Raw genomic sequence first — 14438 nt, forward strand, 5'->3', positions numbered from 1 at the left:
AAGAATCAACCCTTAGCTCCTTTAATATGATTTAAATAATTTTTGTAAAATATAATAGGATTGTTTTAAGCGCTCTTCATATTTTGGAACTTGCCATGTTTCCCATGTATAAGCAGACAGTGGTGGTAAAATACCATTAGTAGCTGCTGGCATAGATTGAACAACGTTGTTTTCTTTATCTACAAATAAAGCACCAATATAAATATTGTCTACTTTAACGGCCGCTTTATCGCCATCTTTATACAGGTTACCTATAAACTCACGCTGACTCGGATCTTTAGCTTGAATCAATAACCAAGGGATGCGAAGTTCGATAACATTGTCATCGGTCCAAGAATAATCAACTAAAGAATCATAATCTTTTGCTTCTGGATTAGCATTTCCTTGAAGTAATTTTCCTGTTTCGTAGATACTAAAATCAGTCGTTCTATTTTGCTCAGGTAAAAATAGTTGTTTATTTAATACATAGTAAATAGGGGCGAACTTTCCACTATTTTTCATGGCATTAGCCATTCGGGGAGCAATTAAATTTAAACGGTGGCCATATAAATAATCATAGAAATCGTAGTATTCATCAATAACAACCCTAGATTGACCATTTTTATTGAGCTCAACTATAAAATCAACACCATTTGAAAACGTCATATTTTTTATAGATGTAGCAGACGTATTTCCTTGATCTGGTACAACATCTAATAAAATGCGAGGGGAGGTATTGGCTAACTCCTCACTTTTTAATTTAATGTACAAATAGCGCTCATCATAGTCTACTGCAAAATCTGTTGGATTGTTTGGTGCAGTATCATATAGCTGTTTACCTGTCCATTCCGTTGTCTCTCCATCTACTTTTACCTTCAGTCTATCAAAGCTTAATAATCCAAACTGTTGCTCATTTGTTTGAGCATTGGACCAAAATGGTCGACGATTCGGATCATCATAATCCATCGTATTCCATGTTCGTTTAAACCACTCATCTTGCCATGTAAAAACAAGTCCTCCCAGGAGCCCTTCATGCATAATATCCTCAAATAAATGTTGAAGTGTTTCTCCCTGTGCTTGTTCTGACATTTGCCCCTGATTCCAACCATATACATTATCATGTGTTTTACCACGTGATGCTGGGATACCAAATTCCGCAATAAGAACAGGCATAGTATGAGCTTCATGGAGCTCTTTTAAATAACCTGCATAGCTATTTTTATTCCCTCGGAAATCGACATAATTTAAATAATCTTTATCGAAATTAAAGAAGTCAGGGTAGTAAGGATACACATGATAGGAAGCAAATTGTCCAGGCGCAGTCATTTCTCCTTTTGTATAAATAACATTTGGATTGACCCCTACTAAATCTTCCTCCTCTGATGGCTCTGACGGATGTTCAAGAATGTCAGTTGTGACCCAGTTCGTGAAACTCATTGGACGTAGCCAGTTATATTTTTCCTTTTCATAAACTGACACCACATCCATTTGTTCTGCTAGCCAATGCTCAAACGGAGAGGCACCCTTTGTTTCAAAAAAAGTACCGTTGTATTGACCAATATTTGCATGTTTTTCATTTGTTCCCACAACCATGTGTGGATACCATTCAATTCCTAGTACCCATCCTATAACATATTTTGATACGTCTACATCATACAAGCCAGATGCATGTCCTGGGCGAGGCTCCACATAGATATTTCCATGAATGACATCTACCATTTGTTTCATTTCTAATTGGAAATCTTCTAACGTATCTTTATCATAGGCGTCCAATGAACCTGCTAAGCCCTCTTCATTAATCCAAACCCCATGTAAAACATATAATGGTTTTTTTGGATGTTCTTCATTATATTTAGCAAGTGCTCTATAAAAGCCTGGTGGATGTAATGTATAGACTCGTATCGTATTAGCATTCATGTCTGCTATTTGTTTAAACCATCGATAATATTCCTCTTCTGTAATGGCTGCTTCTCCAGGAAAGGCGCCAGGTTTCCCCATTCCGATATTGACACCCTTAAATACGATTGGTTCCCATTTGCCATCTCTTAGCACCTCAAAAGATTGTCCCTGAATCCTTGCATTATAGTTTAATTTTTCATGATTTACAGTATCCTGAACCTCTTTGTGCTCAAATGCATCAAATATTTGATGCATTACTGGGATGTAAATGGACCAATAAAACGAACTGTCCGCATACTTCTCAGCATATTTATAGATTGTAGGTAACCCTTTTATTTTATAAATATTCGGTACCCGTGCGATATCATTAAAATCTCCCGCAAAATAATAACTAGATGTGTAGCTTTTATCTTGGCCTACAATTGCTGCAAATTGTTCTGGAATGCCATTATCCTTTAACAGCTCTGTTCCTTTTTTTGTTAAATCCCATTTATAATTTGCAAGAGCATCTTCAGCATATTTTGGAGTAATAATATCAAACCAATAATCGTATTGCGCCCGTGCAGATGAATGAAAGAATTTTTTCCCATTTTCAGTAAACTGCACTTGAATTCCTTCAGATTTAACATGCTTGTTCATTTCTAGAACAAGGAGCTCCTCAGTTATTTCGTTAAATAGTAAAAAGCCTCCACCTTTATATGACCAATTATCGCTATGTTCATCGATCACCCATTGCGGTATCTCTATGTTTTTATGATAATCAAGCTCATCGAAATAACGCCCGATCCAGCCAGACCATGTGATTCCTAAATAATCCTGTAATTCTTTACGAACTTCCCCTGATGTTGGGGAAGCAAACGTGTTATACTCAGCTATTAACATACTCTTTTTTTTGCTGGCTAAGCGTTCGACGATTGCCTGCCATTCTTTTTGTTCAAGTCCCCCCACAATTTTTTCAGAACGTTCACCTAAACGTTTTGTTTGTTGTAAATCATCTTTATAAACTCCGTACGTATCTGCCAAATAAATGACATCATAGTCCCTATAATCCTTTGGTAAATTCTTTTCTACAACACTTTTAGTTTCATCGTTTGGGACCGTACCATAATAATCGCGTTCTACGTCATAAGGTTCATTATTTAATCTATATTTATAATGGTTTAAAAACCAATTCATCCCTAAGTGCTCTCGGTAAGACTCATTTGGAACGGTTTTATCTATAATGGCCACATTAAGCTGTTTTTCATCTTCTAAGTACCACCATGTAATAGGGATTATCATGAGGACTAGAACGACCATAACCCCTATATAGATTCGTTTCATACACTTTTCTCCTTTTCAGCAATGCCGACACGTTTCATATTACCCCAGTCACTTTTTCTTAAGACAAAACGAAGTAATCCCTCACAGCGCCAGAATAATGTTAGTGGGCGATACCAAAAAATTTCTGTAAACGCTAAAAGAATCATGCGTAACAACTCTCTTTTTTTCGGATACGTATTCATACTCCACGATTCAAACAATATTGCCGCTATTGAAAAAATAACACCATAAATAACGAATAGTAGTAGCAGCATGAGTGCAACCTCATAATAAATTTTCCCTAAGAAAAAGGCTATGACAATATAAATATATCCGCCTAACTCGACAAGAGGCCCTAGACATTCCACTAGCCAAAAATACGGGAACGAAAGAAATCCAATCATTCCATATCTAGGATTCAAGGTCATTTTTTTATGCTTCCATAGACTTTCAAATAACCCTTGATGCCACCTTCTTCGTTGATTGCGTAGTACTCCTAATGTTTGAGGTGCTTCCGTCCAGCAAACTGGGTCAGGTACAAATTCAATACGCTTATTTTCTTTTTTTTCTTTTATAAGTCGATGGATATTCACCACCAGTTCCATATCTTCCCCAATAATATTGGTTGAATATCCACCTGCTTCAACAGCCCATTTTTTAGAGAAAACACTAAATGCTCCTGAAATAATAAGGACTAAATTGAATTTACTTAACGCTATTCGCCCCATTAAAAATGCCCGCAAATATTCGATTACTTGCATGATTACTAGGTAATTACTAGGTAATTGAGTCTCATAAATAGAGCCAAACTGCATCTTCGCGCCATTTGCAATACGTATATTACCACCTGCTGCAATGACCTCACCATCAGATAAAATGATAGGCTTCATCACCCGCAGCAAGGATTTTTCATCTAAAATGGAGTCCCCATCAATGGAGCAAAAATACGGATATTGAGATACATTAATACCCACATTTAGCGCATCAGCCTTACCACCATTTTCTTTATCTACTAAAATACAATTTTTATAGATTTCAGATTCATATATTTGTTTAATGTCTTTTGTAGGGATGTTAGTTCGAACAATTTTATTGATTGGCTTCATTTGAAAATGTTCGATGACCGTTTGAAGTGTTTGATCTGTAGATCCATCGTTAATAATGATAATTTCAGTTTGAGGATAACGTAAATTCAATAATGAATATACTGTATCTACAACTCCTACTTCTTCATTGTAAGCAGGAACAAGTAACGATACCGGTTTTGAATAAAAGGCATCGATATGTGCATCATCATACTCTGATAGATCGAGACGATAGCGTTTTCTTAAATCCAGCATAGCAATGATGAACATTGTACAATATGACACGATAACGAACAGCATATAAAATAAAATAATGCCCCCAAAAAACATCATGCAATAATCAATTATTTTCATTTACTTCCCCTCTTTTCTCGCTGCAATTTCTTGGGCCATTTCAATTGCATATTGATCATTTGAGGATTCAATGAATTGCTGTAATTTGGCAATACCATGTCGATCTTCTACAATCGTTTTTGCCGCTTGGGAACGTACCCACCAATTCTCATCTTGAAGAAGCTGCTCTAAATAACTATAAGTGTAAGTAAGCGGTACATGCTTAAAAATTTTGGCAACCATTAACCTGGCTTCCCACATTTCAGAAGTCACAAAAGGGACAAAGGAATCCATCTCATCAATAATTCCTATTTCATATAGCCCTTTTAATGCTCTGATGTTAATTTCCGGTGTATCATGGTGTAATAATTTTTTTAATTCATCTAAATACTCCATATTTCTTTTTACAGCAGCAGTATCAATAACAGCAAATTGCATTTTGGCCGACAAACTATTAAAATCATGGAAAAATCGAATAAATACATTATCATCTAATAATATAAATAGTCTTCTATATTCACTTTCAGCGTAATTTACATTGGAATTTTTTATTTTCTCCATAAATAAATCTGGTTGGAAAAGCGAGTATATTTTCAATAACTGGAAATGTTCTTCATCTGTAATGTTATTTTTTTCGAATTCTTGGCACTTCGTTAACAATTCATCTATTTGTAAGTCTGCAATTCGATAGAGGGCATTCATTCGAATACTCCATCGTTTACTGGATAAATCTTTTTCGTAGAATGCTTTTAAATATTGATTGGAGAATTGTTTAATTTTTAGTTCCACCTGTTCATTCCTTATATTCTTTAAATAGGATGAAAAAATTTTTTCAATAGCTTCTACTTGGGCCCTTCCTCGAGGAACCAATACGATACTAAATAATGCGTTATTGAATAAGTAATCATACCAAAGTTGAGAATAATTTTGTAAATAACGGTCACGAACTTTTTCAAAATAGCTTTCACGCTGCCGCTGAACAAGTAAATACATTAAAAAGATAAAGAGCACAACTAATAAAAAGGAAATTATTGCTAAAATTGTCGAAACAGTCAGCTTGATCATTGCCAAAACCTCGCAAACGTTCTTTTAATTTTGGCTTCTAGCAAACGTAAATTAAATGGTTTGACAATATATTCATCAACACCGCCCTCATAAGCATTAAGCGCTGCCCCTTCAGAATTGCGTTCTGACATCATATAAATAATAAATTTCTTTTCATTTGGCATATGTCGTAAGATATGCAATATTTCTAAGCCATTTTTCAGAGGTAAAATATCATTCATAAGAATTAGATGCATATGCCCTGATTTATAATCATCCGATTGCAAAAAGCTATAGCCATCCTCATAAACCTTTACATCTAAAGAAAAATAAGGGATATTTATTTGCTTAAGCGTTGACTCTAATACTTGTCTAAAAATGGCGTTTTGCTCAATAATACTAACTTTCACTAATTCAGTTGGTTGCTCACAGTAATCCTTTACCTCTGCTATACTCCATGTTAATTGCTCATCCCCTGATAACATCTGTTTATTTTTATTTAACAGCTCTTCAAAAATAACGTTATTATTTCTTATTTCTGTTATAGAGGCCTTTAATGCAATCTGTTGGAACTTCCGTTCTGCTTTTAAGATGGCAAATATTCGTTTTAAAAACGCCCTAGCTTCTACATCACTACTTTGTAAAAAGAAGATGCCCCAATGATCTCCGTCGGATAATTGAAAAAGCAAGTCTGTCTTGCGTATTTTTGATTGTAAAAACGAGGTAACTTGATCATTCACATTTTCATTCAGTTGTGTAGCATTAGCTGTTTTTAAAAAGACTGCTGTTAAAGTAAGGCGTGATCTAATCACACTTTCTCGCCATATTTTAAAGTAGCGCTCTACTTCATGTTCTTGCATGATGTCATGGGTGAATTTTATATCATTCATTAGAATCACTCCATCTAGTTTTTTCTTATTATTACTTTCTATCATTTATTTCATAGATTAACAACATTACTATAGTAATAAATATGACTAAACAATATCTAATCATAAATAGACGTCATAAAAAATACATAGTTTCTCATCAATTTAACTACAAATAAAAAAAGAGTACATAAGTCGTTAAACTTATGTACCCTTTTATAAAATTTTTAATTCTTATTTTACCGGTACTACTGCACCTTTCCACTCTTCTAAAATGAAGTCTTGGATTTCTTTAGATGTTAATACTTCTAATAATTTTTTAATTTCAGGTTTTGATTCATCACCTGCACGTACAGCGATGATGTTAACATATGGAGATTCTTTATCTTCAAGAGAAATAGCATCTTCAATTGGGTTTAAACCGTTATCGATGGCAAAGTTAGAATTGATAAGTACTGCATCGCCTTCATCGTTTTCGTACATTTGTACAAGCATTTCTGGGGCAGTATTTGCATCGAATTTAAAGTTTTTAGGATTTTCTTCAATATCCTTTAATTCTGCTGCTGTTTTATCAATGCCTTCTTTTAATTTGATTAAGCCTTTAGCCTCTAACAATGACAGCATACGACCATGGTCAGATACTGAGTTAGAAAGTAAAATTGTTGCGCCTTCAGGCAGGTCTTCTAACGTTTTATATTTTTTAGAGTAAATACCGATTGGTTCAATATGAACGCCACCTGCATTAACAAAATCATAGCCATTGTCTTTAATTTGTAGCTCTAAGTAAGGAATGTGTTGGAAATAGTTTGCATCAAGTGTTTTTGAGTCTAAATCTTGGTTTGGTAGAACATAATCTGTATATGTTTCAATTTCAAGATCAATACCTTCTTTAGCTAAGATCGGTTTTGCTTTGTCTAAAATAACTGCGTGTGGTGTATTAGAAGCACCTACTTTTAATGTTACGTTTTCTTTACTATCTGTTTGATCGCCAGATGCTGATTTTTCATCTTCTTTTTTATCTGTACCGCAAGCTGCTAATGCTAGTACAAGTATTGATAAAAATAATCCTGCTAATAACTTTTTCATTTATGACACTCCCTTTTATTTGTTTTAAATATGTTAGCGGTAAAAACCGGAATAACCTCAATTTCGTGCTAGCGTTTATCAATTTTCTCAGTAATTAAATCACCAATCCATTGAATAATAAATACGACTACTAAGATCAAAATAGTTGCCATTAATGTCACATCTTGGCGATTTCGCTGGAAGCCGTCTAAGAAAGCTAAGTTACCAAGACCACCTGCACCAATAATTCCTGCCATCGCTGTATAACCTACAAGAGCAACAGCCGTTACGGTGATACCAGAAATCAAAGCTGGTAATGATTCAGGAACCAATACTTTCCAAATAATTGTAGAAGTTTTCGCTCCCATTGAACGAGCCGCTTCAATGACACCTTTATCAATTTCACGTAACGCAATTAATACCATACGAGCATAAAACGGTGCTGCACCGATAATTAAAGCAGGTAACGCCGCATTGGCACCACGAATTGTACCTAGTAACAACTTCGTAAATGGAATTAATAAAATAATTAATACGATAAATGGAATGGAACGGAAAATATTAACGAGTGATCCCGTTAAAAAGTTAACGATTTTATTTGCCCATAACTGATTGGGACTAGTTAAAAATAGAACAATACCAATGACTAACCCAAGAATAAATGTCACAACCGTTGATATAGCTGTCATGTATAAAGTTTCATACGTAGCTTGCCACATATTTTCCCAGTCTACATTCGGAAAGAGATTAGTTAGCATTTTCAATCACCTCCGTCTGTACTTCCACTGTATTTAAATAACGAAGGGCTTCAGTGACGTTTTTCTGAGAGCCATCAATTTGCACAATCAATGTACCATATGCACCATTTTTTGTTTGTGAAATATTTCCGTGAACAATACTTACTTCTACATCAAATTGTTTCACAAGATGTGAGATGACTGGCTGTTCTGTTTTTTCACCAACAAAAATAAGTTTGACAAGTTGTCCAGTTGGATAGTTTGTTTTAATTTGTGCTACCGTATCCTGTGTTTCCTTAGTGTCTGTAATTTGAGATACAAACTTCTTAGTAATAGCCGCCTGTGGGGCTTGGAAGACTTGCAATACCTCACCACGTTCCACAATTTCGCCTGCCTCCATCACTGCTACACGATGACAAATTTTGCGAATGACATGCATTTCGTGGGTAATCAGGACGATAGTTAAGCCTAAGCGTTCATTTATATCAACGAGTAAATCAAGAATAGCATCCGTTGTTTCAGGATCGAGTGCCGATGTCGCCTCATCACATAGTAAAACCTCTGGATTATTCGCTAATGCGCGTGCAATTCCTACACGCTGCTTTTGTCCACCAGAAAGCTGGGATGGATATGCCTTATCGCGCCCTTCTAAGCCTACAAGGGCAATTAATTCCTTCACACGTGCTTCACGTTGAGCCTTTGGGAAGCCTGCGATTTCTAAAGGGAATGCAATATTTTCGGCAACTGTTCTAGACCAAAGTAAATTGAAATGCTGGAAAATCATACTTACCTTTTGTCTAGCCGCTCTAAGCTTTTGCCCTTTTATCGATGAAAATTCTTGATTGTTCACCGTTACTGTTCCTGCTGTCGGTTTCTCTAAACCGTTTAATAAACGAATCATGGTACTTTTACCAGCACCACTATAGCCAATAATGCCAAAAATTTCACCTTTATTAATAGTAAGGTTGACGTCTTTGACTGCCGTTAATTCGCCATTTGCTGTTTTGTATTTCTTTGTAATATTTTGAAGCTGGATCATAGCGAATACTCCTTTTCTCATATAGAAAACCCCTTCACTCACAGACAAGTAGAAGGGGTCACGTATAATACGTTAAACCGTTCTCTCATCTTTCAAAGAAAAATCTTTGGGTGATTTGGCACCTTTTCACATTGTGATGGTTGCCGGGCTTCATAGGGCACTTCCCTCCGCCACTCTTCATAAGAGTTCGATATATTTAATGTTTTAGTAATATATTTGATACTTTACCACGCTAGTAAAGTTCAGTCAATTGATTTTTTTAACAATTCATATAAAAATGGTACGGATTGAAAAGCATAAATCTTTTCTGTCACTTTTCCGCCATCACTGATGAGTAGACATGGAACACTTTCAATTTGATGCTCATAAGCAATGTGTTCCAAAAAGTTGATATTTGCTTTACCAATTTGTAGCTGTGGCAGTAATTGTTCAATAATGGACATCATTTTAGATGCCACTGCACATGTTCCACACATCGGTGTATATAAATAAAATGCAGTTTTCTCTCCTGACTGTTTAGCCGCTTCCCACTGCTCTGTTGACCATTCTTCCATTTACTCACGCAACCTTACAAAATATATTCATTATGGATTGAAAAATGTGCTCGCAGTAAAATCATCGCTAGCACTTTTCTTGGTGTCGTTTCTACTTCCTTATATGTTGGCATTGTGCGCAGATGCTCAGCTTCTGGATAATGTCTGTCCATTAATGCACGTAGCTTATCGCCAGAAGTATCTGCATCAAAAAAAGTAAATAGCTCACAGCCCTCATAGGGATCCAGTAGTTCTTCTAATTGATGCACACCAATTGTACCATTCGTACATAGTATTGTAACATTCTCATTCAAAATAGGCTCAATTTGTAGCTTATCTGAGCGTCCTTCTACTATCAAGCATTTTCCCTCGAACATTACGCCACCTCCATTTAGAGATCCCCACTTATAAGTCATTATATAACAAAAAACGCCGGTAGTTTCCGACGTTTTTCGATTATAGCTTGTCTTATTCAGCGATCATTTCTTCGTATTGCTCTGCTGTCATTAGTTTCTCAACTTCTGATGCGTCAGCAGGCTCAACAACGATCATCCATGCTTTTTCATATGGTGATTCATTAACGAATTCTGGGCTATCTTCTAAATCTGCATTTACTTCCACTACAGTACCTGAGATTGGTGCATATAATTCAGAAACAGTTTTTACTGATTCTACGCTACCGAATGGATCATCTGTTTTGATTTCGTCGCCAACTTGTGGAAGCTCAACGAATACGATATCTCCTAATTCAGATTGTGCGAAGTGAGTAATACCAATACGTACTTTTCCATCTTCTACTTTTACCCATTCATGTTCTTCAGAGTATCGTAAGTCTTTAGGTGTGCTCATGCAAAAAACCCCTCCATAAATATGTAATATATTCACTTTCAGTGTGCCATACTTCTCCTATAAATACAAGGTTTAATACGGTTATTTCCAAGCTTGCTCAAAATCTACTTCTTTAAAACCTAAAGTAACTTTTTTTCCATCTGTCACGATGGGACGTTTCATTAACATGCCATCTGAAGCAAGTAGCTCAAGCTGCTCATCCTCCGTCATTTCCGCTAACTTGTCCTTTAAGCCAAGCTCACGATATTTCATGCCTGAGGTATTAAAAAATTTCTTCAAAGGCTGTCCACTAGCTTGCCAAATAGCTGTTAATTCTTCTTTAGTGGGAGGTTGCTCTGCGATATGTACCTCTTCATAGGCAACCTCATGCTCATTTAACCACTTCTGTGCCTTTTTACATGTTGTACATTTCGGATAATGGAAAAATTGAATCGTCATTACAATGCTCCTCTTCTGTCTTTTTCTGTAGTATACCATCATAGTTGTTTTCAATGGTGAACTTCACTCTTTTTTGTAAGTTTATCCACCAGTTGTGCAAATTTATCCGCTCCTTTTACGATTATCCATCTCATATAAAAAAACCTAGCTATCTTTTGCAGATAGCTAGGTTAAATTTGCACTATTATACAATATATTTTTCAGCATCAATTAATTTAACGGAAGCCTCACGCTTCTTCGCAATTAAATTGTATGGATTATTACGCGTTAGCTTACGCAGTGCAGATAATGTCATACGGGCTGCATCGCCATCCGCTGAAGCAAGAATTGTGTCTTTTGCTTCTTTTTCGATTTCTGAGAATGCTTCTTGGCAGAAAATTTGTGTGTATAGCAATTTTTGATGTGCTTTTTCAGCACCGTCACGAGCAATTGCTTTTTCTGTACGTAAGACAGCTGATTCCATTGCAAATAATTGGTTAGCTATATTCGCAATGTTTACCAATACTTCTTGCTCTTGATCAAGCTTTGCACCAAAGCGTTGTGCTGCTAATCCTGCAGCTAATACAGCAATCTTCTTGGCATTTTTCACTAAATATTTTTCTTGTGCTAACGGCTCTGTACCGATATCTTCTGGCATAAGCAGCTCTTGCTGTAAATTTTGGGCAACTTGTAATAATGGTAGCTCACCTTTTAGCGCCTTTTTCATAAATGTGCCAGGTACAATCATGCGGTTAATTTCGTTTGTACCTTCAAAAATTCGATTAATACGAGAATCACGGTAAATACGCTCTACCTCATATTCAGCCATAAAGCCATAACCGCCATGAAGTTGGACAGCTTCATCAGCAATATAGTCTAAAGTTTCTGAACCGAATACTTTAGCAATAGAGCATTCAATAGCATATTCAGCAATCGCTCCTGCAATTACTTTACCTTGCTTTTGCTCTTCTAGGCTTAATTGGCTTAAACGATCCTCAAATAGACCCACAGTACGATAGTTTAATGATTCTGAAGCATACAATTGAGAAGCCATCGTTGATAATTTCTCTTTTGTCAGATTGAAATCAGAAAGCTTTGTCTTAAACTGCTGACGTTGGTTTGTATACTGAATAGCTAACTCCAATGCACGTTTCGATCCGCCAATTGTGCCCACGCCTAGTTTATAACGACCAATGTTTAAAATATTGAACGCAATAATATGACCACGACCAATTTCACCTAATAGATTTTCTACAGGTACTTCCGCATCTTCCAATACTAATGTACGCGTTGATGATGATTTAATCCCCATTTTCTTTTCTTCAGGACCAACTGAAACACCATTGTAGGCACGTTCTACGATAAAGGCGGAGAATTTATCGCCATCAATTTTTGCGTAGACCACAAATACATCAGCAAAGCCTGCATTCGTAATCCACTGTTTTTCACCATTTAAAATATAATGTGTGCCAGCTTCATTTAATTTTGCAGTCGTTTTTGCACCTAGAGCATCTGAACCTGAACCTGGCTCTGTTAATGCATAGGCAGCGATTAATTCACCTGAAGCAAGCTTAGGTAAATATTTTCTCTTTTGATCTTCATTACCGAATAGAACAATTGGTAATGACCCAATACCAACGTGAGCACCATGTGTGATAGAGAAACCACCTGCAACAGACATTTTTTCAGCGATTAAAGCTGAAGAAACTTTGTCTAATCCTAGCCCTTCGTATTCTTCAGGCACATCTGCTCCAAGTAAGCCTAATTCGCCTGCACTTTTTAGGAGACGCACTGAATGCTCAAATTCATGGTGCTCTAAATTTTCCACTACTGGTAAAACTTCATTTGTCACGTATTCCTCTGTTGTTTTAGCAATCATTTTATGCTCGTCAGTGAAATCTTCCGGTGTAAATACACGATCTAATTCCACATCTTCAATAAGAAATCCGCCGCCTTTAATGAAATCAGTTGTTTTTTCAGTCATGATTAATTCCTCCCAATATATCTTTTTGTTAGTTGATTCCCCTAATGATCATGTATAGAAAAGCTTGACGTATACAATGTTCGGAGGCAACCGTAAACAGTACACCTCAAGCTGATCTAGCAAAAATTATAGAATTTCAAATACGCCAGCAGCACCCATGCCGCCACCAATACACATTGTCACTACACCATATTTCTTCCCTTGACGCTTCAATTCATGAATTAGCTTTAATGTTAAAATAGCTCCCGTTGCGCCTAGTGGATGACCTAATGCAATCGCTCCACCATTCACATTGACTTTCTCTTGGTCGATGCCTAAATGACGTACCACCTGTAATGACTGTGAAGCAAATGCTTCATTGATTTCCCATAAATCAATATCTTCGATGGATAAACCTGCAATTTCCAACGCTTTTGGCACTGCCACGATAGGCCCGATACCCATTACTTCAGGAGGTACACCGCCAACTGCAAAGCCTAGGAATTTTGCCATTGGTGTCAGTCCTTGCTTGTCAGCCTCTTCACGATCCATTACTAGTACAGCTGCTGCACCATCAGAAGTTTGAGAGGCATTGCCCGCCGTTACACTGCCTTTTACGTGGAAAGCTGGATGTAGTTTGGCTAAACCTTCAACTGATGTACCTGGACGTACACCTTCATCCATACTGAATGTGAATTTTTTCACTTGTGGTTTATTGTTATCGTCTACGTAATGCTGTTCCACTTCAATTGGTACAATTTCATCATTGAATTTACCTTCTTTAATTGCCTTTTCAGCAAGCTCATGGGAGCGAACAGCAAAAGCATCTTGGTCTTCACGACTAACATTATATTGACGAGCTACTTCCTCAGCTGTATGCCCCATGCCCATATAATACTGTGGAGCCGTTTCTGCTAAAGTCGGATTTAAACGTGGTGTATTCCCTACCATCGGCACCATACTCATGGATTCTACACCACCAGCAAGAATAGCCTTTGAGTGTCCTAGCATAATTCGCTCTGCTGCATAAGCAATTGCCTGTAAACCTGATGAGCAAAATCTATTGATTGTCAAAGCAGGCGTTGTATCTGGTAATCCAGCAAGTGCCCCAATACTACGTGCTACATTCATTCCTTGCTCTGCTTCTGGCATTGCACAGCCTAAAATTAAATCATCAATTGGCCCTTCATAGCCTGCTCTTTTCAATGTTTCCTTGACTACAACAGCACCAAAATCATCTGGTCTTACTGTTGCTAAAGAACCTTTTTTTGCTTTTCCAATTGGAGTTCGTGCTCCTGCTACAATAACGGCTTCACGCATCGTA

13 protein-coding genes and 1 riboswitch are annotated in these 14438 nt (G+C 36.6%); all 13 genes read right to left on the minus strand.

Annotation, left to right across the window (positions count from 1 at the left end; genetic code table 11):
• Nucleotides 1-21 precede the first annotated feature (21 nt).
• The 13 genes from NY607_RS20255 to NY607_RS20315 all read right to left on the minus strand — a co-directional run bounded on the left by NY607_RS20255 (nucleotide 22) and on the right by NY607_RS20315 (nucleotide 14434).
• Nucleotides 22-3201 carry a hypothetical protein gene (locus NY607_RS20255; RefSeq protein ID WP_259420265.1) on the minus strand — a complete coding sequence of 1060 codons (3180 nt, stop codon included), beginning with the start codon at nucleotides 3199-3201 and terminating at the stop codon, nucleotides 22-24.
• Nucleotides 3198-4619, minus strand: a complete 1422-nt coding sequence (locus NY607_RS20260; protein WP_054549456.1) for a glycosyltransferase family 2 protein — start codon at nucleotides 4617-4619, stop codon at nucleotides 3198-3200. Before NY607_RS20260 ends, NY607_RS20255 begins: the two co-directional genes overlap by 4 nt.
• Entirely contained in the window at nucleotides 4620-5663 is a 1044-nt protein-coding gene (locus NY607_RS20265; protein ID WP_259420266.1) for a HEAT repeat domain-containing protein, read from the minus strand.
• Entirely contained in the window at nucleotides 5660-6532 is an 873-nt protein-coding gene (locus tag NY607_RS20270; RefSeq protein ID WP_259420267.1) for a response regulator, read from the minus strand. Before NY607_RS20270 ends, NY607_RS20265 begins: the two co-directional genes overlap by 4 nt.
• 213 nt (nucleotides 6533-6745) lie before the next feature.
• A complete protein-coding gene (locus NY607_RS20275) occupies nucleotides 6746-7597 on the minus strand; it encodes a MetQ/NlpA family ABC transporter substrate-binding protein (RefSeq protein ID WP_259420268.1) in 852 nt (283 codons plus the stop codon).
• A 68-nt stretch (nucleotides 7598-7665) separates the two neighbouring features.
• Nucleotides 7666-8334 carry a methionine ABC transporter permease gene (locus tag NY607_RS20280; RefSeq protein ID WP_131521212.1) on the minus strand — a complete coding sequence of 223 codons (669 nt, stop codon included), beginning with the start codon at nucleotides 8332-8334 and terminating at the stop codon, nucleotides 7666-7668.
• The gene (locus NY607_RS20285) at nucleotides 8324-9352 is read right to left on the minus strand and encodes a methionine ABC transporter ATP-binding protein (RefSeq protein WP_131521246.1); all 1029 of its coding nucleotides are present in this window, start codon (nucleotides 9350-9352) and stop codon (nucleotides 8324-8326) included. Before NY607_RS20285 ends, NY607_RS20280 begins: the two co-directional genes overlap by 11 nt.
• Before the next feature lie 82 nt (nucleotides 9353-9434).
• Nucleotides 9435-9538: riboswitch (SAM riboswitch) on the minus strand.
• Nucleotides 9539-9594: 56 nt separating this feature from the next.
• Nucleotides 9595-9906 (minus strand): thioredoxin family protein, encoded by a 312-nt coding sequence (locus NY607_RS20290; protein ID WP_036078640.1) that lies wholly within the window; start codon nucleotides 9904-9906, stop codon nucleotides 9595-9597.
• Nucleotides 9907-9920: 14 nt separating this feature from the next.
• Nucleotides 9921-10262, minus strand: coding sequence for a toprim domain-containing protein (locus NY607_RS20295; protein ID WP_004228229.1), 342 nt, complete (start codon nucleotides 10260-10262; stop codon nucleotides 9921-9923).
• 91 nt (nucleotides 10263-10353) lie between these two features.
• Nucleotides 10354-10734, minus strand: a complete 381-nt coding sequence (gene gcvH / locus NY607_RS20300; RefSeq protein ID WP_004228227.1) for a glycine cleavage system protein GcvH — start codon at nucleotides 10732-10734, stop codon at nucleotides 10354-10356.
• An 81-nt stretch (nucleotides 10735-10815) separates the two neighbouring features.
• The gene (locus NY607_RS20305) at nucleotides 10816-11172 is read right to left on the minus strand and encodes an arsenate reductase family protein (protein ID WP_131521211.1); all 357 of its coding nucleotides are present in this window, start codon (nucleotides 11170-11172) and stop codon (nucleotides 10816-10818) included.
• 184 nt (nucleotides 11173-11356) lie between these two features.
• Nucleotides 11357-13135 (minus strand): acyl-CoA dehydrogenase family protein, encoded by a 1779-nt coding sequence (locus NY607_RS20310; RefSeq protein ID WP_259420269.1) that lies wholly within the window; start codon nucleotides 13133-13135, stop codon nucleotides 11357-11359.
• Nucleotides 13136-13261: 126 nt separating this feature from the next.
• Nucleotides 13262-14434, minus strand: a complete 1173-nt coding sequence (locus NY607_RS20315) for an acetyl-CoA C-acetyltransferase (RefSeq protein WP_259420270.1) — start codon at nucleotides 14432-14434, stop codon at nucleotides 13262-13264.
• Nucleotides 14435-14438: the final 4 nt, after the last annotated feature.

The sequence above is a fragment of the Lysinibacillus sp. A4 genome (assembly GCF_024919535.1).
GTDB lineage: Bacteria > Bacillota > Bacilli > Bacillales_A > Planococcaceae > Lysinibacillus > Lysinibacillus capsici.